Origin of the sequence: Mycetohabitans sp. B46 (assembly GCF_037389205.1) — a bacterium.
Taxonomy (GTDB): domain Bacteria; phylum Pseudomonadota; class Gammaproteobacteria; order Burkholderiales; family Burkholderiaceae; genus Mycetohabitans.
The window spans coordinates 69,989-92,921 of record NZ_JADBGL010000012.1 but is presented as its reverse complement, the minus strand read 5'-3'; the positions used below and the strand labels follow the sequence as shown (position 1 = coordinate 92,921).

General features: G+C 64.8%; 21 protein-coding genes. 7 read left to right on the top strand and 14 right to left on the bottom strand.

The features are described 5' to 3' along the window. Positions 1-254: 254 nt before the first annotated feature. Together IHE30_RS12860 and gshA are read left to right on the top strand one after the other, a co-directional pair. On the top strand, positions 255-1,883 hold the full coding sequence (locus IHE30_RS12860) for an ATP-binding domain-containing protein (RefSeq protein ID WP_337691118.1): 1,629 nt from the start codon (positions 255-257) through the stop codon (positions 1,881-1,883). A 135-nt stretch (positions 1,884-2,018) separates the two neighbouring features. After that, positions 2,019-3,635, top strand: a complete 1,617-nt coding sequence (gene gshA / locus IHE30_RS12855) for a glutamate--cysteine ligase (RefSeq protein WP_337691116.1) — start codon at positions 2,019-2,021, stop codon at positions 3,633-3,635. Positions 3,636-3,786: 151 nt separating this feature from the next. Here the strand turns inward: gshA and ada are convergent, their stop codons facing one another. Continuing rightward, positions 3,787-5,016, bottom strand: a complete 1,230-nt coding sequence (gene ada, locus IHE30_RS12850) for a bifunctional DNA-binding transcriptional regulator/O6-methylguanine-DNA methyltransferase Ada (protein WP_337691115.1) — start codon at positions 5,014-5,016, stop codon at positions 3,787-3,789. A 355-nt stretch (positions 5,017-5,371) separates the two neighbouring features. Here ada and IHE30_RS12845 point away from each other — a divergent pair, with 355 nt between their 5' ends. Further along, positions 5,372-6,760, top strand: coding sequence for an MATE family efflux transporter (locus IHE30_RS12845; RefSeq protein ID WP_337691113.1), 1,389 nt, complete (start codon positions 5,372-5,374; stop codon positions 6,758-6,760). 194 nt (positions 6,761-6,954) lie between these two features. After that, positions 6,955-7,158, top strand: coding sequence for a DUF3185 family protein (locus tag IHE30_RS12840; RefSeq protein ID WP_337691111.1), 204 nt, complete (start codon positions 6,955-6,957; stop codon positions 7,156-7,158). Between the two features lie 76 nt (positions 7,159-7,234). On the opposite strand, the gene IHE30_RS12835 is transcribed toward IHE30_RS12840, so the two are convergent. Continuing rightward, positions 7,235-7,999 (bottom strand): phytanoyl-CoA dioxygenase family protein, encoded by a 765-nt coding sequence (locus IHE30_RS12835; protein ID WP_337691110.1) that lies wholly within the window; start codon positions 7,997-7,999, stop codon positions 7,235-7,237. A 225-nt stretch (positions 8,000-8,224) separates the two neighbouring features. On the opposite strand from IHE30_RS12835, the gene IHE30_RS12830 reads away from it, so the two are divergent. Further along, on the top strand, positions 8,225-8,566 hold the full coding sequence (locus IHE30_RS12830) for a hypothetical protein (protein WP_337691109.1): 342 nt from the start codon (positions 8,225-8,227) through the stop codon (positions 8,564-8,566). A gap of 73 nt (positions 8,567-8,639) precedes the next feature. Continuing rightward, positions 8,640-8,825 (top strand): hypothetical protein, encoded by a 186-nt coding sequence (locus IHE30_RS12825; RefSeq protein ID WP_041753952.1) that lies wholly within the window; start codon positions 8,640-8,642, stop codon positions 8,823-8,825. A gap of 162 nt (positions 8,826-8,987) precedes the next feature. Here the strand turns inward: IHE30_RS12825 and IHE30_RS12820 are convergent, their stop codons facing one another. From IHE30_RS12820 to gspG, 9 genes are all read right to left on the bottom strand, one after another. Next, positions 8,988-10,532, bottom strand: coding sequence for an efflux transporter outer membrane subunit (locus IHE30_RS12820; RefSeq protein ID WP_337691107.1), 1,545 nt, complete (start codon positions 10,530-10,532; stop codon positions 8,988-8,990). A gap of 267 nt (positions 10,533-10,799) precedes the next feature. Next, positions 10,800-11,579, bottom strand: coding sequence for a type II secretion system protein N (locus tag IHE30_RS12815; protein WP_337691105.1), 780 nt, complete (start codon positions 11,577-11,579; stop codon positions 10,800-10,802). A gap of 15 nt (positions 11,580-11,594) precedes the next feature. Next, positions 11,595-12,125, bottom strand: coding sequence for a type II secretion system protein M (locus IHE30_RS12810; protein WP_337691104.1), 531 nt, complete (start codon positions 12,123-12,125; stop codon positions 11,595-11,597). Next, the gene (gspL, locus tag IHE30_RS12805; RefSeq protein ID WP_337691102.1) at positions 12,101-13,528 is read right to left on the bottom strand and encodes a type II secretion system protein GspL; all 1,428 of its coding nucleotides are present in this window, start codon (positions 13,526-13,528) and stop codon (positions 12,101-12,103) included. Before gspL ends, IHE30_RS12810 begins: the two co-directional genes overlap by 25 nt. Positions 13,529-13,595: 67 nt before the next feature. After that, positions 13,596-14,729, bottom strand: coding sequence for a type II secretion system minor pseudopilin GspK (gene gspK / locus IHE30_RS12800; protein WP_337691100.1), 1,134 nt, complete (start codon positions 14,727-14,729; stop codon positions 13,596-13,598). Next, positions 14,726-15,385, bottom strand: a complete 660-nt coding sequence (locus IHE30_RS12795; RefSeq protein ID WP_337691098.1) for a PulJ/GspJ family protein — start codon at positions 15,383-15,385, stop codon at positions 14,726-14,728. The genes gspK and IHE30_RS12795 overlap by 4 nt, the downstream gene beginning before the upstream one ends. Further along, entirely contained in the window at positions 15,363-15,773 is a 411-nt protein-coding gene (gspI, locus tag IHE30_RS12790) for a type II secretion system minor pseudopilin GspI (RefSeq protein ID WP_337691097.1), read from the bottom strand. The genes IHE30_RS12795 and gspI overlap by 23 nt, the downstream gene beginning before the upstream one ends. Continuing rightward, entirely contained in the window at positions 15,745-16,356 is a 612-nt protein-coding gene (locus IHE30_RS12785) for a GspH/FimT family pseudopilin (protein WP_337691136.1), read from the bottom strand. Before IHE30_RS12785 ends, gspI begins: the two co-directional genes overlap by 29 nt. Continuing rightward, positions 16,304-16,768: a type II secretion system major pseudopilin GspG gene (gene gspG / locus IHE30_RS12780; protein ID WP_337691096.1), complete on the bottom strand. Its 465-nt coding sequence runs from the start codon at positions 16,766-16,768 to the stop codon at positions 16,304-16,306. The genes IHE30_RS12785 and gspG overlap by 53 nt, the downstream gene beginning before the upstream one ends. Before the next feature lie 239 nt (positions 16,769-17,007). Here gspG and IHE30_RS12775 point away from each other — a divergent pair, with 239 nt between their 5' ends. Continuing rightward, positions 17,008-17,439 carry a hypothetical protein gene (locus tag IHE30_RS12775; protein WP_337691094.1) on the top strand — a complete coding sequence of 144 codons (432 nt, stop codon included), beginning with the start codon at positions 17,008-17,010 and terminating at the stop codon, positions 17,437-17,439. Positions 17,440-17,490: 51 nt separating this feature from the next. Here the strand turns inward: IHE30_RS12775 and gspF are convergent, their stop codons facing one another. From gspF to gspD, 3 genes are read right to left on the bottom strand one after another with little or no spacing between them, the layout of a single operon-like run. Continuing rightward, the gene (gene gspF / locus IHE30_RS12770; protein ID WP_337691092.1) at positions 17,491-18,708 is read right to left on the bottom strand and encodes a type II secretion system inner membrane protein GspF; all 1,218 of its coding nucleotides are present in this window, start codon (positions 18,706-18,708) and stop codon (positions 17,491-17,493) included. A gap of 12 nt (positions 18,709-18,720) precedes the next feature. Continuing rightward, the gene (gene gspE, locus IHE30_RS12765; RefSeq protein ID WP_337691090.1) at positions 18,721-20,211 is read right to left on the bottom strand and encodes a type II secretion system ATPase GspE; all 1,491 of its coding nucleotides are present in this window, start codon (positions 20,209-20,211) and stop codon (positions 18,721-18,723) included. Positions 20,212-20,243: 32 nt separating this feature from the next. Beyond that, complete coding sequence (gspD, locus tag IHE30_RS12760) at positions 20,244-22,874, bottom strand: type II secretion system secretin GspD (RefSeq protein ID WP_337691088.1); 2,631 nt, start codon at positions 22,872-22,874, stop codon at positions 20,244-20,246. Between the last annotated feature and the right edge of the window lie 59 nt (positions 22,875-22,933).

Genomic DNA, 22,933 nt, shown 5'->3' with positions numbered 1-22,933 from the left:
TCTGGCCAAACCCGCGTGGGCCGAGCGCGCCACGGCATGAGCCGGAGACTGTTGGCGCGATCTTCCTGGCGTGCTGGCATCGGACTCGCGCGGCGCGGCCACTCGGGCCGACCGCCGCATCGCATCCGCGACCCGGCAATGCAGGAAAGGCTACTCCCCAAAGACCTGCGCATTCTAACCGACACGCGGCGGCTCGCATAGAATGCTAAGCAGCACCGCGTACCCGCTAGCCCTTATCCGAGACACTGCTAAACATGGCGCGCATCATTCCCGACGACTGGAAACACTTGGACGCAGCAGGCGCCGCAGCCCGCGAGCGCGAGACGTTGACCACGCTGGCCAAGCATCTGCCGGACGGCTACACGGTCTATCACGGCGTGCATTGGACCCGCGTGAACCAGGGCTTCTCGGTATTCGGCGAAGCGGACTTCGTCGTGGTGGGGCCGTCGGGACGCCTGATGGTGATCGAGCAGAAGTCGGGGTTCCTGCGCGAGACGTCTACAGGCCTGGTCAAAGTCTACCTGCAGAAGGAGCGCAATGTCGCGGTCCAGTTGGCCCGCACGATCGAAGGCCTGCATCGGCGCTTCACCGCGGCGTTTGGCGCCGGCACCTATTGCATCGAGGCGCTGCTGTATTGCCCAGACTACATCGTGCGAGACCCAGGCATTGCCGGCGTCGCCCCAGAGCGCATCGTCGACGCGACGCGCAAGGACCAACTCGCCGCGGTCATCCAGCACGCGTTGCCGCCCGACGAGGCCCCATTCGACTGTGCTGCCAAGCTGCATCATTTCCTGTCCGATCACCTTGCGCTCACGCCGGATGCCAGCGCACTGGTCGGGCAGGCGGATACGCTGGTCACGCGACTCTCCGGCGGCCTGGCCGAATGGGCACGGCGCCTGTCGTTCGAGCCGTTCAGGCTGCGCGTAACCGGCACGGCGGGCTCAGGCAAGACGCAATTGGCGATTCAGGTGATGAAGGATGCGCTCGCACAGGGCCGGCGTGCGCTGTACGTCTGCTTCAACCGGCCACTGGCGGACCACATCGCGCGCGTCGCGCCGTCGGGCGCGAAGGTCGCGACCTACCACCAGTTGTGTGACTGGGTCGTGCGCGACAGCGGGCAGGAGCCGGACTTTGCATCACCGGATGTCTTCGGCTGGCTCGACGCACGCTTTGCCGACGTGCCCCCCAGTGATGCGTGGCGCTTTGACGTGCTGATCGTCGACGAGGGACAGGACTTTCGCGCGCACTGGGTCGCCGCGCTGCAACGGCTGCTGGCACCGGGCGGCGCATGGTGGTGGCTAGAGGACCCGATGCAGAATCTGTATATGCGCGAACCGGTCCCACTGCCGGGTTGGGTCACGCTTAATGCCTGCGTCAACTATCGTAGCCCACGCGAGATCTTCGACTACCTACGCGAGGTGATCGGCCCGTCGTTCACCGTCGAAAGCGGCAGTCCATTCGGTGGCTCGGACGTTTCCGTGTCCACCTATGACGGCGACGATCCCCTTGAGCCGACCAAGCGCGCCATCACTCAGGCGTTGTCGCTGGGTTTTCGCAAGCAGGATATCGCGCTGCTGTCGTTCCGCGGCCGTGAAAAATCACGCTTTGCCGCACTGGAACAGCTCGGGCCGCACCGGCTGCGCAGCTTCACCGGCCGCTACGATCTGTTCGGCAACCCCGAGTACCGCGACGGCGACGTGCTGTACGAATCAATCCACCGCTTCAAGGGCCAGGCCGCGCCCTGTGTGATCCTAACCGAGGTGGATTTCGATGCATTCGACGAGCGGGCCGCCCGCAAGCTTTTTGTCGGAGCGACCCGTGCCACGATGAAGCTGATCGTCGTGATATCCGCCCGCGCCGCGGCGCGACTGCCGCATCACTGAACGAGGATGCCTCCGACTGCCCGCTTAGCCTTGTCTGGCATAGCGTCAGCAACGCTTTACAGCGCGTGTTAAAGTGCCCGCTACTCGTGAATCCATCCGCCGCGGCAGACCGGCTTCCAGCACACCCAACGAATAATGCTCAAGAACACGCCCGCCTTCCCGACGACGGAGGTGTACGCCCGACGCTTGGCGTGGTTGGCACAGCCCGCGCATCGCCCGTTGCTGGCGCAAGGTCTGCGCGGCGTCGAGAAGGAGAGTCTGCGGGTTCAGCGCGATGGCACGCTGGCGCTCACGCCGCATCCGACCACATTGGGCTCGGCGCTCACGCACGAGCAGTTGACGACCGATTATTCCGAAGCGTTGCTCGAGATGATCACGCCGGCCGGGCACGCCGTCGATACGATGCTGGAGCAGCTCGATGCGCTGCATCGCTATGTCTACGAATCGATCGGCGACGAGTTGCTGTGGAACGCGTCGATGCCTGGCGTGCTGCCGCCTGAGGAGCAGATCCCGATCGCGCAATACGGCACATCCAATATTGGCCGGCTCAAGCATGTTTATCGGCGCGGGCTGGCGCTGCGCTATGGCAGGGTGATGCAGTGCATCGCCGGCATTCACTACAACTTTTCGTTGCACGAGGACATTTGGCGCCTGCTGCAACAGCACGAGCAGGGCGGCGGCTCGCCGCTCCAGTACCAGTCGGATGCCTACCTTGCGCTGATCCGCAATTTCCGTCGTAGCAGTTGGCTGCTCATGTTGCTGTTCGGCGCCTCGCCCGCGCTGTCGCGCAGCTTCGTGGGCGCTCGCGCACATGCGCTGGATACATTCGATGCCGCCACGCTGTTCCTGCCGTACGCGACCAGTCTCCGAATGAGCGACCTGGGCTATCAAAATACGTCCGCGCAGGCTGCATTGCACGCGGACTACAACAGCCTGGACGGTTATCTGCACAGCTTGGCGAGCGCGGTTAGCCAGCCCTATGCGCCATATGAGCAGCTTGGCACTCAGCGCGACGGCGAGTGGGTACAGATCAACACCAACGTGCTGCAGATCGAAAACGAATTCTATTCGACGATCCGTCCGAAGCGCGTCACACAACCGGGCGAGCGACCGCTGCACGCGCTTGCATCACGCGGCGTGCAATACATTGAAGTGCGCCTGCTGGATATCGATCCATTCGAGGCCACCGGGATCTCGGCCACCACCGCGCGTTTTATCGAAGCGTATCTGCTGTTTTGCGCGCTGGACGCGAGTCCGTTGCTCCACGAGGCGGAGTGCACCGAAGCAGGCCACAACTTCGCCCGTGTGGTGACGCAGGGGCGGCGGCCGAGACTGACATTGTCTCGTGGCGGCCGCCCGGTGCCCTTGCGGGACTGGGCCCTCGAGTTACTCGAGCGGATCGGGCCGGCCGCGACGTTGCTCGACGCCCAAGAGGGTGGCAGCCGATATGGCGACGCACTGGCCGCGCAACGCGCGAAGGTCGAGGACTTCGCGCTAACCCCTTCGGCACGTGTATTGGAAGACATGCGCACGAGCGGACGCTCGTTCGTTCGCTTTGCGCTCGAACACAGCGCGCAGCACGCCGCGGTGATGCGTGCCCGGCCGCTGCCGCGCGAGCTGCATGCTCATTACGCGGCCCTGGCAGCGCGCTCGCTACAGCAACAAGCCGAGATCGAGCGCACCGAAGCCAGCCACTTCGATCAATTCGTCGCGGCCTACCACGCGTATACGCTGGGCCGGGTCAACATCTGATGCCCACCGCTAGCGCCTCACGCGGCGCACACTACGCATCGGGGTGTCGGCGTCGCGCCACGCCCACATCGCGATGTATTCGACGGGCCACGGCGACCAACGGCGACCACCACGGGTCGCGTGCGAGATGCGCATCGACGTGGTGAATACGTTACACATCGCTGGACTCCGAGCCGGGCGTTGCAGCGCGGACAGCGCCATCGCACCGTTCCGCGTCGAGCAATGCCGCCTTGCGTTGCAGTCCCCACCGGTAGCCGGCCAACGCACCACTTTTCTGGACCACACGATGACAAGGAATGACCAAGGCCACCGGATTTGCGGCACATGCAGCGGCGACCGCCCGCACCGCGTTCGGCACACCCAGTTCGGCCGCGACCTCGGTATAGCTGCGCGTTTGTCCGTACGGAATCCGGCGCAGCGCATCCCAGACGCGGCGCTGGAACGCTGTCGCCACTCCATCGAACGGCAAGTCCGTCGGATCGGCGCGTCCGTCCAGGTAGGCGTCGATCCGCTCGACGTAGTGCGCGAGGCGTTCAAGATCGCAGACCCGCTTCGCGTGGCGAAACTCTTCGTGCAATGCGTGTAGCAATGAGGCTTCGTCGTCGCCGAACGCCACCTTGCATAGGCCGCGCTCGGTGGCCGCAATCAGTACCGGGCCCAGCCGGGTCGAGGCAATTGCATAGGCGATCGTCATGCCGGCGCCCTGCTTGCGGTACGCCGACGGAGTCATGCCCAGATGCCCTCGTGCGGCACTGTGCAGTGGTGACGCGGATGCGAAGCCGGCGTCCAGCGCCGCATCGGTCACGCTGCTGGCCGAGCGCAACGTTTCGCGCAGCCGCTCAGCGCGCAAATTCGCGTGGTATTGGCGCGGCGAGATGCCCATCATGCGACTGAAGACGCGCTGTAGATGGTAGGGACTCGTGTGGACCGCATCGCCGAGTTGCGCCAGCGTGACGCGCTCGTCGAGCCGTTCAGCCAGCACTGAACAGGCCCGCGCGACCAATTCGACCTCGCGAGGCGCGCGCAGTGGCTGGCAGCGCTTGCACGCGCGAAAGCCCTCTGCCATGGCCGCGTCGGCGGACTCGAAGAAGCGCACGTTTTCGCGCCGCGGTGCACGTGACTTGCACGACGGCCGACAGAACACGCCGGTCGTGCGGACCGCAAAGAAAAAATACCCATCGGCGCATGGATCGTGCGCGCGCACCGCGGCCCAACGCGCATCATCGCTCGCGTAATCGCCCGGCGCGCCGCTGGATTGACTGGTTGTATCATGCGTCATGACGACCGAATGATACGTCTTCGACGCGGACGCGGGCGCGACCGCGCGTGGTGAACCGACCCGGTCTGCCGGGCGAACTGGCATGTTGGCTCGATCGTTCATGATGGACCCTTGCATGGATGGCATGGAGCTCACTTTACCAATGCCGCCGTACGCGGGCACCACGTATCTTGCGCTGTCATTTCGGCGGGGGCAAAGCGCTGGGTCAAAATTATTAGAGCCCTATCGTCGGTCAATTAATAGTATACGGACTCTAAAATTTTTAGCGCGGAGATGTTGCGTCGCAGCATACGAATCAGTATAGTAGAGACCGTCTCCTCCATGTCTCCTCCTGATATGGATTCAGCCCGCTCAATGAGCGGGCTTTTTTTATGGCGCTGCCACGCGCAGTATGCGAATCCGTCGCGCCAAGCCCTTCCCCGTCATCATAACGGCCTTGCCCAACATGGCGCTGTCCATGAACAAATCCGACGACCGCTTGCCGCCGCACCAGCCGCTATCCGCCTCGCCGTCCAATACGCCGGTCAGCGTTGCCGGCTGGCATCGCCGCGTGCTTGCGCTAGCGGTACCGATCACCCTGGCAAACCTGACTCAGCCGATCCTCGGCGCGGTGGACACGGCCGTCGCGGGCCACCTACCGGATCCGGCGTATCTGGGAGCGGTCGCCGCCGGTGGCTTGTTCTTCAATTTCGTTTTTTGGGGCTTCGGCTTCCTTCGCATGGGCACCACCGGGCTCACGGCGCAAGCATTCGGCGCACGCGACACCGTCGCGTTGCGCGCGACGCTGCTGCGTGCGTCGGCACTAGCGATCACGATCGGCCTAGTCTTGCTCGCGCTGAGCACGCCATTGATCGATACCGCATTGCGCCTCATCGGCGGCAGCGACGCACTACAGCAGTACGCCAGCGACTATTGCCACGCGCGGATCTGGGCCGCCCCACTGGCGCTGTGCAACTACGTGATACTGGGTTTCCTGTTGGGCTGCCAGCGCGTGCGCGTCGCATTGCGCATTCAACTGTTCATTAATGCCGTCAATGTCGCGGCGCTACTGCTGTACATCTATGTCTTCGACTGGCGCATCGCCGGTATCGGCGCGGCTACCGCAACGGCCGACGCGTGCGGCTTCGCACTGGGCGCGTGGCTGCTGTGGCGAAAGCGGCCGCGCGCGTTGCCACCATTGCGCTGGGCCACGCTTTGGGATACCGGCGCGCTGCGGCGATGGGTTGCGCTCAATCGCGACATCTTCGTGCGTACGCTGTGCCTGCTGACATGTTTCGGCTGGTTCGCGCACGCCGGCGCGGCACAAGGCGACCTGGTGCTGGCGGCCAACGCACTGTTGCTGAACTTCCAGACCTTCATGGCCTATGCGCTCGACGGCTTCGCCCATGCTGCCGAGGCACTGGTCGGGGCCGCCATCGGTGCGCGCCAACGCGACGCCCTCCGTCAGGCCGTGCGGACCACGATGGTGTGGGGCGGGCTCGGCGCACTGTTTTTTTCGTTGATCTATGCGAGCGGCGGCGAATGGATCATCGGCTGCCTAACCGATCAGCATGCGCTCCGCGATACGGCCGTGCGCTTTCTGCCATGGGCCGCGGCACTGCCGGTGATTTCCGTCTGGGGTTTCCTGTTCGATGGCATGTTTATTGGCGCCACGCGCACGCGGGACCTCATGTGGGCCATGGCAATATCGCTTGCCGTGTTCATGCTGGGCACGATGACGCTGCCCGGCCTGTTCGGCAACGATGGGCTATGGGCGTCACTGCTGCTGTTCATGGCGGCGCGCGGTATCACGCTGGCGCACATGTTGCCGCGTATCGGCGCACAGTTAACGGGACCACAAGGCTGATAGCAGGAGACCGCTGCGGCCGCACGGCCGGAACTGCATGCCGGACAAATAGCGTTGTACGGCGGCTTGGTCACTCATGCGAAAAGTCTTCGGGCTATGCGCAATTCAATGATCCAGTGCGCCGCGGCGCACGGCGCGTCGGCGATAATCCGGTCACGCTCGACGAGCATCACACAACGACGGAGGACACTCTCATGGGCAACGCTGTATCGATCGCGCTAATTGTTGGCGGTATCGTGCTGTTGTATTTCGGCGGCACATCACTGCACTCGTTCAGCAATGACGTGTCGCGCCTGTTCACCGGCACGCCGACCGACCGCACCATCGCGCTACTCGCCGCCGGGGCGGTGGCATTAGTTGCCGGCCTCGTCGGACTCGCGCTCAGCGCGCGGCGCTAAAGCGCGCGGGACCGGCACGTGAGCACACGGCGGCGCACCCGGTCCGGATTTACGCCTGCCCGCCGCCCGCCAGCGCTCACAGCGGCACTTCCGGCTTGGCCGCCGAGCGCGTGCCCGGCACCGGTGCGTTACTGACGCCATGATAGGTGAAGACCAGCGAGAACTTAACGTCTTTAGTCAGGTTCTTGCCCGCCGAATGCAACGTGTTGCAGTGAAAGAACACCACGTCGCCCGGGTTCAGCGCCGGGGAAACCGCCGAGCTGATCAACGCTGCATTTTCGGGCACGTCCGTGCGGAAAAACTTCGCTTCGTCAAAACGCTCCGGAGCAAAATCCACCGCGTGGGAGCCGGGCACGAACCACAGCGCGCCGTTCTCCACGGTCTCTGTATCGAGCGCGAGCCACACCGATACGAGGTCCTCACGCTTGAATGCCCAATACCGGATGTCGCGATGCCAGCCCGTCAGACTGCCGTATGCCGGGTGCTTGGTCATCATGCAATTGTGATGCGCACGCGAAAGCGCCACCTGTTCACCAAAATACAATTCCATCCAGCCGCGGATTTCCGTTGACGTGGCCCACTGCCGATACAGTGCATTGCGCGCGTATGCGTCGAGCAAGCGGCGTACCGTGTTGCCGCCGGGCGCGGCGTGTGACTGCGGTGCGCCGGGATAGCGCAGATCCGCCTCAAATTCGACTGGCCCCTGCGGCTGCGCAAGCTCGGCACGCGCCGCCTGCTTGATCGCCTCGCAACGCTCGGCCGGTAGCACGCCGGGCACGACGACAAAGCCATGCTGCCTCAGCAACTCGACCTGACCTCTCTTTGAGAAATGCTCCGCCATCGCATATCCGGTTCAATGACTTCGATTCCAATGATTTTACGTGCAGTACGCTCGGCATGCTTCCAACCCTTTTTTTAGCTGCTGAACCCACGCGCGGCAGCGTGGTCCGTGTCACTGTCGGGTAAGCTATTTTGGGTGTACGCTCAAATCCGTTACCGCTACACATAGCGCTTCGGCGCTTTCCCTCTCGAGTCAATGATCATGTCAGCCCGTTTATCTAAACGCATGTCCGTCACCGTCTGGCATGCCGCGCACATCACGCGTATCGCACAACGGCGCGCCGCACGCTCGCTGCGTCACCACATCGCGCGCACGCGCGCGCTGGCCGCGCGTTTGTCGCGCGATATCGCGCAGCGCTGGAGCGGCAGCGTACGCGCGTGGGTGCACTCGCTCGTCCATCTGCGTCTGCACAGTGTCTGGCGTGCCTCGCTGGACCGCTCGGTGCGCGTCGCGCCGGCGCGGGCGCTGCGCCATCCGCGCCAAACGCCCCACCTTCGTCTGGTGCGCGCGCCGCGCCGCCACGCCCCCCCTTCCGGCCCCTGGTCGCCGTCTTTTGGCGGCCGCTAGGCCGCTAGGCGCCGTGAACGCATGCGGTTGATCGCCTATACTGGTTGCACGACACGATTCCATGGAGCACTCCATGTCCGGCAATTTTACGGCAGGCGAGTTCATCATCCTGGCGCCGATGGCACTGGCCGGCGCGTTCGCGCTGGGCATGCTGCCGGTGGCCTCACGATTCACCGCGAACGTGTTACGCCTCCTAGGCGCGCTGCTTGGCGTCGTGTTCGCAATCGTGTTGGTCGAAGGACTGCCTCTGTTCGCCTGAAAGCTGCCCTTTCGCCTGAGATAATGGGCTGACCCTACGCAATAATGGGCTGGTCCTACACGCCCCGGCGGCCGATCAATACGCAACACGGCGGGGCGCGCTTGCCGCAAGCGTGGCACTGCGCGCATGCCACGGCGCGCCGCCCGTCAAGCCGTGCCGGCATCAGCTGCGTGAAACCTCGGAGGCGGCGGTCGGCGCCGCCACCGACCCAGCTTCGCTATCGAGTCGCGCAACGTCCCAGCCACCGCCGAGCGCCTTGATCAGTCCGACCGACGCGGTCATGCGCTGGCCAGCCAGCGACTGCAGCGTCTGCTGCGCAGACAGCAGGCTCGCCTGTGCGGTGAGCACCGACAAGTACGCGACAGTGCCGGCCTTGTATTGGTTGAGCACGATATCCAGCGCCTGCTGGGCCGAATCGACGCTGGCTTGCTGCAGCGCGATTTGCTGCGCTAAGATCCGCAGCGAGGTCAGGTTGTCCTCGACATCCTGGAGCGCCGCCAGCACGGTCTGCCGGTACACCGCGACCTGCTCGTCGTAGGCGGCACGTGCCGCATCAAGTTTCGCGCTGCGCAGGCCTCCATCAAAAAGCGTCGCGGCCAACTCCGGGCCGAGTGACCAGAACCGCGACGGCGCCCGCATCAATTGTGCCAGCACCGAACTGGAGAATCCTCCTTGCGCCGACAACGTCAGCGATGGGAAAAACGCGGCCATCGCCACGCCGATCTGCTCGTTGGCCGCGGCAGCCTTGCGCTCGGCGGACGCGACATCCGGGCGGCGCTCGAGCAGCGCGCTGGGCAACGATACGGGGATCGCCGGCGGGGTCACGTCAAGCGGTGTGGGCGGCAGCGAAAACGTCGAGGCAGGCTCGCCGACTAGCACGGCGATGGCGTGCTCATAGTGTGCCCGGGCAATACCGTTGCCGAGCGCGGCGGATTGCGCCGATTGCAATTGTGCTTGCGCCTGGATCACGTCCGAGCGCGGCACGATGCCCTGCTTGTATTGGTTTTGAGTCAACTCGAGCGTGCGCTGATACGCAGCCACGGTTTCGTCGAGCACCTTTTGTTGTGCGTCCGACGTGCGCAGCAGGTAATAATGCTGTGCCAACGTCGCCTGCGCGGACAGTCGCGCATTGGCGAGCGCGGCCGCAGCCGCTTGCTGCCCGGCCTTCTGCGCCGCCACCGCACGGGCAATGCCGCCCCACAGGTCCGCCTCCCATGAGGCGTCCAGCGACGTGCTAAAACGGTTCGATACGCGCGAGCCGCCGCTCGCCACCCCGCTTGTCGTCGTGCTGCGTGACGCGCTGCCTGATCCGGCACGGCTGCCGGCGGCTGACCCGCTGAGGATCGGGAACCCGCTTGCACGCGCCTCGGCAGTCAGCGCGCGCGCCTGCCGGTAAGCCGCGGCGAACTGCGCGACGGTCTGATTTGCGGCATTAAGCCGGTCCATCAAGGTGTCCAGTTGCGTATCGCGATAGATGACCCACCAATTGCCACGGTCTTGATGATCGGCGGGTTGCGCCACTTTCCAGCCGGGCGTGGCCTCCTTGAAGCTCGCCGGTACCGTGACGCCCGGACGCGTGTAGTCGGGACCCACCACGCAGCCGGTGAGCAGTAGGGCGAGCGCCAGCGCGCAGCGTAGAACAGGAGCACGGTATGGCACAGCGGCGCCACGGCGCACCGCCGGAAAATCGCAAAAGTCCAAATGCATTGACATTCCTGTAACCGGATGCGGTGCTCGGCTCGTGGAGCGGCCTGCCGCGCAATGCGCAGCATAAACCGCGCGATACGCCGGCGCCTTACCCGCGTGGCCACTCACGTTACAGGAGTTTACGGGAATCGGTGAAGCCTATCCGGCCAATACGCGCATACGCACGCCTATCGCGACGCGCTGCAAGCGCTCGGGCGGGCCGGCGACAGCACGACGGCGATGCTTAGCCAGATCGTCACGCCGCGACGAAAGGTTCAACGCGTGGCTTTAGCGCGCAAAGGTGATCGCGTATGTCACGTCATCGATGCGGCGACCCAGCAGGTTCAGCAGCCCGGCCAGACTACCGCGGGCCTCGCTCGTCGAACGGGCGGCGCCATTGAACGCGAAGCGCCCTCGCTGCCACTGCCCGGCGCCGCCCAGTTGCAGCGGGCCGCTCAGCGTCGCCAGTTGCAGCGTCGCCGCTGGGCCTTGCGCAAGTAGCGTGACACGATAGCTGCCAAGCGGCCGAACCGGCGACACACGCGAGGCCATGTCGGTCAGCAGCACGGTGAGCTGTCCATACGCCTGCTGGTTCAGCACGCGCATGTCGGTCCAGGACAAGCGCACGTCGCCTTGCAAATCCAGCGTATTGAACGGTGCGCCCAGACCTGCGAGCAACGTGGCGGGCAACGCCAGCGAACCGGCGCCGAGCACGGCCTGGCTGCGCGACGCGTCCAACGTGACCGGCTGGGGCATCGCTTCGGTATGCTGCAGCGTCATGTGCAAACGCCCGCCAAGCAGCGGCCAAAAGGCGGTGTGCCATTCAATCCGGCCGGGCAGCAGTGTCGAATTGGCACGATCGCTGCCGGGAGCCAGCAGCAGCGTGGCCGACCCATGCCACAGCGAACCGGACGGGTCCACCAGGTTGACATGCCCGCCGGTGGCCCGCCCGAACTGCGGCGTGATCCATGCGGCGGGCGCGATGCATAACAGCGTGATGAGCACCGCCAGGCCGCCCGCAACGATCCAAGGTAGGATGCGCGCGATCCGGTGCCAGAAAAAAAACATCGTGGGTCCGTTGGATTATTTCGTCTTAGCCGGCTGCAGCGTCGCGGTGACATCCACCTGGCCATCGTCCTTCAATGCCATGACATGCGCCTCCGAAGCCTTGACCTTAAATTGCCGGCGCACGTCGTCCAGCCACGCCACCCAACTGCCGAACTGCGCGTTCTTCAATTGAAGCTGGACGTTGGGGCCGGCCACGCTCAACTGTGTCGCCACCAGTGCGCGTTGCGCGAGCGACGCGGCCAACGCCTCCTTAAGCGCATTGCCGGTGGGCGCGCTGCCTCGCGCCTGCGCGGCGAGTATATGGGCCTCGCTCGCGTCGGCCGTCATCTGCGCCAGACGACGCTGCATCGCGGGCAACTCAGCGCGCAGTTTTGCGCGGCCACTCAGCGCGGGGTCCAACGCCACCGAATACAGCATAATCAGTGCCAGCACAGCGCCGCCAATGGTGATCAGCTTTTTCTCGCGTGGCGCACGCTCGTCCCAAAAATCGCCCAAAACCGTCGCTACGGCGCTTTTGCTTTTCATCGCGCACTCCTGATTGTCCATTTGCCAGTGCTGGTGTCCATCTCGCCCGCTACGCCATTGCGAGCCAGGCGCTGCGTCAGCCCGTTGTCGACAACGACCGACGGCTTGAATGTCACCTCCAGCGAGCGGTTGCGATAGTCCAGCTGCACGATCGTATTGGACGGCACGGGTCCCAGCGAGCGGGCAAGTGCATCGGCCAGCGACAGGAAATCGTCCGGCGCCGGCTCGCCGGCAGCCAGCCGCAACTGATCCAGTTGCCGCGTCATCTGATCGGCCGGATCGAGCACAACCGTGGTTTTTGGAAAGGCGCTGAGCAACAACTCGGTCATCTGCGCATTGATTGCATCACGCTGGCGCGCCAGCATCAGCCATTGCACGTTCACGCCGATTACCGCGACGACGATCGACGCGAGCGCGAGCGCGATCGGCAAACGCCAGCGCGCGAGCGTGGCGCCGGACAGGTTCCACAATTGCGGCGCGAATTCGAACTGGCATAGGTCAAAGTCCTGCGCCAGTGCGTTGCGTGCCAGCGTCTCGAACGTCAGCGGCAGGGCCTCGATATGGCTGGCCGGCGCCGTCGCGTCATTGCCACCACGGCCGGCATGCGGCTCGCTACCCGGCACCCCGGTGAGCCGGTAAAGGGTCACCGGCGCATCGGCGGCCAGGGCGGCAAGCGTCGGCTCCAGCGCATCAACCGGTACCGCAAATCCCTCGCCTAGCGCGCCGCGCGCCAGCGCCAACTCCCAATGCGGCCCGAGCGCGCCAGCCAGCTCGCCCGGTTCGCCGAGCAGCGCGGCCGGCTGCGTGCGCACGACATCGCCGAGGATCGCGGCGACAATTGGCAAATGCGCAGGAACGCCCGTTTCATCGCCCGCCTCAGCATTGGACGGGTCCGCGCCGCCACCATCGGCCGCGGCCCGGGGCAGTGCCGCGCCGGCGGCAGCTTGCGAGTCGAGCGCGTCCAGCGCGTGCTGCACAGCGCCCGGTTGCGGCAGGCATCGCGTGACCGGCACCGCACGCAGCGAGGTATGGCCGGCGCTGCGAAACGCATCACAGATGAAGCGGAACCAGCCGCGGTCGATCGCGGCGATCACCCGCTTGCCGTCGATCGGCCCGGCCGGATCGAGCGCGATGTGGCAGGTCTGCGGGTCCTGGATCAGGTGATCCTCGATGACATTGGGCAGTGCCTGGCGCAAGCGCGGCCCATTGAGTGGCGGAACTGTCGCGGCCAGCATCAGCAGGTCACGTGCAGCCAGCATCAGCACGGTACGGGTGGCGCGCGGCAGCAACGCCAGCGACGCGCGGCCAGCGCGCTGGGTCCGGCCGCGCTTGTCGAGCAATAGGAACGGCAGATCCGGCAGTTGCCATTCCTGCGAAGGCACCGCCGGGTCGCGCGGCGGCAGTTGGACAATCAGCGTGGTCAAGAAGCAGTCCTCGTTCGATGACGGGGTTGAATGGCAGGGCAAAAAATCGCGACGCAGGGCTGGCGCATCACTCGTCCCTCACACTGACAACGCGTGTGGTCTTGGTCAACGCGTCGCGGTATATCAAAGTCGTACGGTTCAATTCGGCGCGCTCATGCTGAACTTTGCCATGCACGATGAAGTAGTTCGTGTCGACGCCAATCGTGTTCAGGTTTTTCTCCACCGTGGGGATGCCGGCCGCCTGTAACGCGAGCTGCACTTCACCCGTATTGCGAAAGAACACCGTGCTGCGGCGCGCCACCAGCGCTTGCGCCGCACCGATCGACATACCCGGTATGCTAGCGGCGATCACTTCGGCGCTGGCGGTATTCATGTTGAGCACCGTGCGGGTTGGCAGCACGATCACAAACGGCTTAAGGCGCGTGACCATCTCCGGCGTGAACCCGGCCACATCCAGCAGCGCGGTTGCATCGACCATCTGGATCGGCCGGCGCGCGGACGCATCGTCGCCGCCCTCGAGTCCCGGCTTGTCGGTCAACTCGCCGCCGATCGCCGAGCCGGCCGCTGCCTGCTGAGCGGGCGTGCCACTCGCGCCAAACGGCGCCTGTGCATTCACCTGAAAGCGCGTCGCGGAGCCCGCCAGGCTATCACGCACCGCACTGGCGACACGGCCGGCCAATTGCCCATCCAATCCCAGCGACGACAGCAGTCGCTGGAGCGCCAGCAACTGGTTCGAATCGACCGCGATGACGCCGGGGCGTGGAATGGTGGCCAAGTTGCGCAAGTTAAAGCGTGCCTGCGCGTCCTCGATCGAACCGGACAGGTACGTTGCGGCCCCTTCCTCGGCACGTACCTCGCCGATCTGGCCAAGGAAGTCGGACAGGCGCGTGCGTGCAATGGGCACGCCCCAGATACCACCCAGGTACGTGAAGCCCGGCGCGGTGTCACCTTCGCTGCGCAGGATCAGCCGCGTCCAATCGGTCGCGCCGCGCGAAATCCAGCGCGCCTGTGCCAGCAGCCGCTGGTTCTCGATCCGTCGGATCTGCACCTGCTGCCGCCACAGCATCCCGGAAACCAAGATGGCCGCGAGCGCGACCACGAACAGCGCCGTGATGATCGCAGCACCGCGCTCGGCGCGCGTGCGCCGTGGCGGCCGGGCACAATGTAGACGGTCTGGGCGGCGATGGGCGCGCATCGTCATTCCCCGATCAATAGGACACGCGTGAGCGGTGCGCTGACCTGCGGCGCACGCAGCGTCACCTCCAGCCCCGTGGCCGCGCGCAGCAACGGTGCGGCGTTCAAGCCGGGTATTCTCAGGTTGTTCATGCCCTTCGCGATGGTCGCGTCAACGTCGGCCATGGAGCGGGTCCAGCCGACTTGCGGCACGAATAGACGCATGTGCATCGCGCCGACACCGCCGATCAGCGACACCTCGCTCCAGCCCTTGGCGCCGCCGCGCAGCGCACTGCGCAATTGTCCCTGCGTGGCGATCGGCGGCGACGCCAAACGAATGATTCGCCCATTGTCGAGCCGGTAACGCACCACTTGCAGCCGTGGCGCACTGTCCTGGGCGAGGAGCAGGCGCACGATGCGCAGCTCGCCATTGCCGATCGCCACCGCCGCGGTGCCCGCCTGGTCATCGGTGGCCGCCTGCCGAACGTCTGCGCGCATCTGGTCAAACAGCTGCGCCAGGACGCGCTCGTCCTCCATCGCGCGGCTGATCGCCTCGCGACTGCGCATGATCGAATCTAGCCCGCGCCACGACAGCACGGCGATCACCGCCAGGATCGCGATCGCGACCAGCAGTTCGATCAGCGTGAAGCCACGCTGCCGGTCAGAGCGAGCGGCCAGTTTCATTGGCGATGACCGTAACCATTTGCACCAGGTAGCCCGACTGCCCCGGCGTGGCGACAAACACCTCGACGCGCCGGAAGATCGGATTGGGGGTGGCCGATACCCGCTCCGTGCAAGTCAACGCAAGATTGCCCTGCGAGCAGTCAAACGTGCGCGAGCCGATATCGGGCCACGCCTTCATCAAATGCAGCCTGGCCAGTTCGTTGTCCGCACTCCAGCCCGCATACATGCGCTTATCCAACTCGCTGCTATTGACAGCCAGTACGCCGACTGCACGCAACGATGCGGCAAGCGCGATCGCGATGATCGCCAACGCGACCAGCACCTCGATCATCGTGAAACCCCGTGTGCCGCGCCTCATTTCAACGCACCTCGAAGCGGCCATTGCCATTGCCAACGATGCTGACCTGGCCGATCGCCGAATAAAGCGTGACCTCTACCGGCGTGTCGATGCTCTCCACCCCGAACACGATCCGGCTGGCCGTCTCGTCCGAGCCTAGATAATGTATCGCCACCCCGGTCACTTCCGTGTCCCAGCGACGCGGCGCAAGTAGGTCGTCACGCAGGGCACGCCAGCCATCCGCGGTGCGTGCCTCAAAGCGATAGCCGCCCGCCACCGGCACCCAAGCGATCGGCTGGGAACGCACCTGCGCCTCGTCACTGGCCGACTCGAACAGCAACGCCAGCCGCTGCGCCTGCTCGTTCAGATCCGTGCGCGGATTGCGCGTCGTCGTCAGCGTCGCCATCGATATCAGGATGCCTGCGATCACCAGCACCACCAGCATTTCCAGCAGCGTGAAGCCGGCCACCCCACGCGCGCCTCGGCACGGCGGCATGCGGCCGGCGCCGCACACCGCGGCACGACGGGCGATCATCGCCACGCCCATCATGCGAGCCATCGCTGATGCGCCGGCTCGCGCACTACTGCCACGAGCCGATGTCAGCGTCGTTGCCCTCGCCGCCTGGCTTACCATCGGCGCCATAGCTGAACACGTCGATTTCGCCATGCACGCCCGGGTTCAGGTACTGGTACGGGTTACCCCAGGGGTCATTTGGCAGCTTCTCGAGGTAGCCCCCTTCCTTCCAATTGTTTGGCACCGGATCCGTCGCCGGCTTCTGGATCAACGCTCGCAAACCTTGCTCCTGTGTCGGATACCGGCCGTTATCGAGCCGGTACAGCTTCAGTGCATCCATGATCGTATGGATATCCTGACCCGCCGCCACACGGCGTGCCTGGTCGGGACGACTCATGATCTTGGGCACCACCAGGGCGGCCAGGATCCCAAGAATCGCGATCACGACCATGATCTCAATGAGCGTGAAACCACGCTGGCGGCGCGCCGGCGTGCCGGCCTGGCGGCGAATCGTTGGTCTTGCGTATTGCATTCCTACCTCGTTACTCGAATTGACTGGAAAAAGCCGTTGCGACGCGCCGGTGCGTCGGCGCTCATCGACCGGTCTCGTGCCGCAACCATTTTAAGCCGCAGCCTGGGCGGCCGGTCCGCGCGGCCGCCGTTTCACCCTCCCCCGTGGCGCCATGACGCATGCACTCGCCATGCTCTCTGCTGCGATCCGGCGCGTCATGCATTCTCCTCAATGTCATATAAGCTCGTACAATATCTATTATGAACTTCCTGACTCAACGCCTTGCGGTGCGGCTTGCATCGCTTGCCTTGTTCGCCGTGCTGTGTGCGACCGTCACTTACTGGGTCGTCACGCTTCGCTCCCGCGACACCGCGCCACTTCAGGCCGCCGCGCCAGGCCGTCTACCGGTCACCATCAACGCGGCTCCGACCCTGTTCGGCTCGCATGCCGGCGACACGCGGGCGGCCAACATCCACCTGTTTGGCATCCTCGCGCTGGCCGACGGCGCGGCCGCGATCGTGTCGTACGGCACCGACCCGGCCCGCGCGATATCGCTGAACAGCCCGATTGCACGGGGTGTGAAGCTCGTCGCCGTGCGGCAGCGCTCGATCGTCGTCGAACGCAATGGCGGGCGCTCGGAAATCTTCCTGCCACCCAACGCCCAAGGCCAACCGACGATCTACGTGCGTTAAACCACAGGCAATGAACCCCATGGCGCGGCGACCACCGCCGCGCCGCGACGCTCAGCCCACCATGCTGTTCAACTCGATGATCGGCAGCATCACCGCCAGCACGATCACGAGCACCACCCCGCCCATCGCGAGGATCAAAAGCGGCTCCAATAAGCTGGTTAGGAACATCGTGCGCCGCTCCAGCTCTAGCGCCTCGCCTTCCGATGCGCGCTCGAGCATCGACGTCACGTCGCCCGTCGCCTCGCCGGAGCGAATCAGATGCACCAGCACCGGCGGAAAGGTGCGCGTGTTACCCAACGCGCGTGACAGCGAGGTTCCCTCGCGCACGCGCACGATCGCCTCATCCACCAGCGAGCGCATGGCACGGTTGTTCAAGGTTTCCCCGGCGGCCTGAAGCGCACGCAAAATTGGCACGCCAGCGGCAGTCAAGATCCCGAGCGTTGACGCGAAGCGCACCGTGTTATAGCTGCGCACCAGCTTGCCGGCGAGCGGCGCGCCGAGCAACCAGCGATCGAATGCCAGACGCGGCCCGCTTTGCTGCAGGATGCGACGCACGAGCCAGATCGTGACCACCACGGTCAACAGAATCGCCCACCAGCCGTGCCGCACGAACGAGGACAGCGACATCATCATCACCGTTAGCAGTGGCAATTGCTGTTTCGTGCTCGCGAACACGCTGACCACTTGCGGCACCACGTAGCTGAGCAGGAACGTTACTATGCCGAACGCCACCAGCGTGACAATGGCAGGGTAGGTGAAGGCGAGTTGGATTTTTGAGCGCAGCGCGTTGCGCTGCTCGATATAGTCGGCCAGCCGGGACAGCACGAGCCCAAGCTTGCCGGTATGCTCGCCAGCCGACACCAGTGCGCGATAGATATCTGGGAAATCGCGCGGATGCTGCGCCAGCGCGCCGGCCAGCGACTGACCGCCGAGCACTTCGGCACGGATGGCAGCAATCAACTCGCGGATGTACTCGCGCTCGGCCTGGTCCGTCAGCACACCGAGCGCTTCGTCCAACGGCAGCCCGGCGATCAATAGGCTGGCCAGCTGCCGCGTGAACAGTGCCTGTTCACGCGGCGACAGCTTGCGGCCGAATGCCAGCCGCTGGTTGCGCTCGCCGCGTACGCGGCTGCCGGCGGCCTCAACCAGCAGCGGCGTCAGCCCTTGCGTGCGCAGTTGCGCACGCGCGGCACGCGCGCTGTCGGCCTCGACTACGCCACGTTGCGACTTGCCTGTGGCGTCGATCGCCTCGAATCGGAAAGCGGGCATAGGCGGTCCGTGTTATTCCCCGCCGGTCACACGCAGCACTTCCTCGAGCGAGGTCACGCCGGTGTCGAGCCAGCGCTGGGCATCCTCGCGCAATGTACGCATGCCACTCGCGCGTGCGCGTTGGAGCAGTTCGGCATCCGATGCATTGCGGTGAATCAGCGCGCGAATCGCGTCATCAATTAGCAACAGTTCATAGACGCCACGGCGGCCGGTATAGCCGCAGTGGCCACACTTGTCGCACCCGACCGGATGCCACTGCACGCGGCCATCGTCGACGCCCTGTCGCTTGCATACCGGACACAATTGGCGCACCAGACGTTGCGCCAGCACGCCTAGCAAGCTCGAAGCGAGCAGATAGGGCTCCACGCCCATGTCGGTGAGCCGCGTCACCGCGGATGCCGCATCATTGGTGTGCAACGTGGCCAGCACTAGGTGCCCGGTCAGCGACGCCTGCACCGCGATCTGCGCCGTCTCTAGATCGCGGATTTCTCCAATCATGATGATGTCCGGATCCTGCCGCAGGATTGAGCGCAGCGCGCGGGCAAAATTCATCCCGATGCGATCGTTAACCTGCGTCTGCCCAATGCCGGACAAGTCGTACTCGATCGGATCCTCGACCGTCATGATGTTCGACGTCTCGGTCTCCAGCCGCGACAGCGCCGCGTACAACGTCGTGGTCTTGCCCGAGCCGGTCGGGCCAGTCACCAGCACGATGCCATGCGGGCGTCCAATCAGCTTGTCGAATTGCGCAAGCGTATCGGGGCCCATTCCCAGCCGCTCCAGGTTCAGTCGCTGCGCATCCTTCTCGAGCAACCGCAGCACCGCGCGTTCACCGTGACCGGTGGGCAGCGTCGATACTCGGACATCGACCGCACGCCCGCCAACGCGCAACGTGATGCGTCCGTCCTGCGGCAGGCGCTTTTCGGCGATGTCCAGTTGCGCCATGATCTTAATGCGCGAGATCAGCGCGCCATGCAGCGCCTTTTTGGGCCGCACCACGTCGCGCAACGTGCCGTCCACGCGAAAGCGCACGACCGACGTGTTCTCAAACGGCTCGATGTGGATATCTGACGCGCCTTCGCGCGCAGCCTGCGTGAGCAGCGCATTGATCATCCGGATAATCGGCGCGTCGTCCTCGGACTCGAGCAGATCCTCGACCTCCGGAATGTCCTGCATCAGCCTGGACAAATCGACTTCGCCCTCAACCTCGCCGACCACCTGCGCGGCGCTGCCGTCCTGCCGCGCGTACGCGCTGTTGATTGCCTGCGTCAATTCGTCTGACGGCAAGCGGGTCAGCGTCAGGGCACCGAAGTTGCGCGCCACCTCGGCCAGCGCCGCGGCACTGGTGCGCTCGCTGATCCAGACATCCAGTGCGCTGGCGTGCTGGTGCGCGATCAGAATCTGGCCGCTGCGCGCGAAGGCGTAAGGCAGCAGCCGTGCGGCCAACGGCGACGGTGGCTCGCGCTCGGCAACGGTTTCGTTCGAAGCAGTCACGGTACGCATTGACGGACCTGTCTGGACAGAAAGGGCGGGCGTCACGGATGCTGTCCGGGCGCCACCGTGGAATCGACCGACGACGCTGGCGCAGGCGACGCGCCCTCAGATGCAGGGACATGACCAGCTGACGCGTCGGGGACGCCCACCAGTGCATTGGCATGGCTAGCCGGCGCGTCAGGGGTGCCCATAGGGGCATTGGCATGGCTAACCGGCACGCCAGAGACGCCCACAGGTGCATCGGCATGGCTAACCGGCACGCCAGAGACGCCCACAGGTGCATCGGCATGGCTAACCGGCGCGTCAGGGACGCCCACAGGTGCATCGGCGTTGCCGACTGACGCGTCGGGTACGGCAACAGGTGGCGACGCGCTCGCCGCCGCGGCGCCGTTGTCGCGCGTCTCGGCTCCATTGCCATGGTACGGCCCACCGCGGCCATATGCCGAGCGCAGATCGAACACGTTGCTCGCCGCAGGCCCGCCTCCCTCGCTCGGCCCTAGCGGCGCGGGCGGCAGCAACGGCGTTTCGCGGTCCTTGACGATCCGGTTATCCGATTGGTATGCGGCCTGCTGGGCGCGCAAATACTCGTAGCGGTCCAGCGCCAGCTGGCTACTGGTGGCCTGGTCACGCACGATCACCGGGCGCAGGAACACCATCAAGTTTGATTTCGTGCGCGTCTTCGATTCGCTGCGGAACAGGCTGCCGAGCACCGGGATATTGCCCAGCCACGGCACCTTCGAATTGCCATTCGCGTAGTTGTCCTGGATCAGGCCACCGAGCACAATGATCTCGCCGTCGTCCGCAAGCACGGTGGACTGGATCGAGCGCTTGGTGATCGACACACCGCCAGGGTTGGACTGCGTGCCTTGTTGCACGGCGGAATCCTCCTGGTAGATCTGCAATTTGAGCACGCCGCCCTCGCTGATCTGCGGCTTGATATGCAGCGTGATACCCACGTCCTGACGATCAAACGTGTTGAACGCGGAGACCGAGGTCGTCGTATTAGCGGTCGGCGTCGCGTATGAACCGGTTACCACCGGCACGTTTTGGCCGACCACGATCCGCGCTTCTTCATTGTCCAGCGTGATCAGGTTAGGCGTGGACAGGATGTTGGTATCGCTGCTCGTGGCCAGCGCCTGCAACAGGCCGCCCAGGCCGAAGACCTTACCGAAGCGGTGCAACAGGCCGATGTTCAGGCCGTTGTTGAGCAAGTTGTTCGGGCCAATCTGTGCGGCCGCGGTGGCCGGGTCCTGCGCGACGATGGCGCCGGTGGCACTCAAGCCGACGATGCTTTGGCTGCCGTTTGCATTGAAGTTTGAGCCCCCATACAACCCATTGTTGCCGTTGTTCGATAGCAGCGCGCCCTGCCATTGGATACCGAGGTTGGCGCCGGAGGTCGCGTTCATGTCCACGATCACCGCTTCGATGTAGACCTGCGCGCGGCGCTGGTCGAGCTGGTCGATCACGTTGCGGATGTTCCGGTACAACGGCTCTGGCGCAGTGATGATGAGTGAATTGGTAGCCGGGTCGGCCTGCACAATGCCACCCTGCGCATTGTCGTCGTTGCTACTTCCCTTGTCGCTGAAACCCTGGTCCCTCGACTGTCCGGAGCCAAATCCGCCAGCGCCGCCACTGCCCGACAGCGGGCTGCGGCTCATGGCACTGGACGAGCCCGAGGGTAGCGGTGGCAGCCCAGAGGCGCCGGTGGAGCTGCCAAGACTGCCGCCGAACGAATCGGATTTGCCGCCGCTGCTTTGCGATTCCGAGTCCATTGCGCCGCGGCCGCCCTGTCCGAGTATGCCGCGCAGCGTCTTAGCCATGCGTACCGCTTCCGCGTTGCGCAGCGGTACCACGTGGATATTGCCCGGTTGCGTCGTCGGCGCGTCCAGCGTTGCAATCAGCGATTTTGCCGCCGCCAGCCTTGACGGGCTCACCGCGCGCAGCAGCACCGAATTGGTCCGTGGGTCGGCGTTCACGCTCACGCGCAGCGTCGCATCGGTGCCCCCAATAGCACCCGGGTCGAGCAGCTTGCCCAGTTGTTGCGCGACATCGACTGCGCTGGCGTTCTTCAGCGGCACGATCTGCACCTGCGCCCCGGCCGACGTGTCGATGCCCCGGATAATCTGGCCGATACGGCGCACATTGTCCGCGTAGTCGGTCACCACCAGCGTATTGTTCGCCGGATAGGCGGCAACTTGGTTATTTGGCGAAATCAATGGCCGCAACACCGGCAGCAGGTTGTTCGCTGACTCATTGCGCAGCTGGAACACCTGAGTGACCACTTGGTCGCCGCGGGCCGGCGTGGTGTTGCCAATATAGGTCGGCACGCCTTGCAGCTTCGCATCCGCCTCCGGCACGACCTTCAGCACCCCGTGGTCCTGCACCAGAGCGAAACCCTGCATCCGCAACGCAGACTGCAACGTCTTAAGTGCCTGATCCCGTGGCACCGGTTGCTCAGAAACGAGATTCAATTGCCCTTTGACGCGGGGATCAACAATGATCGTCTTGTTGGTCGCCGCGCCGATTGCCTTGGCGACCTGGTCAATATCGGCATCGACGAAATTCAAGGTGACCTGCGCGCGAGCAGGGGACGCCCCAAGCACGACGGCGATCAGACCCGCGACCAGCAACGAACGCGCCATGCGTCGCGCAGGAAAACGATTCTGTGTCATTGGATAGTGGTGTTTGGCGCCGGCCGAGCCGTGCTCAGCCCGATCAATTATGCAAGCAG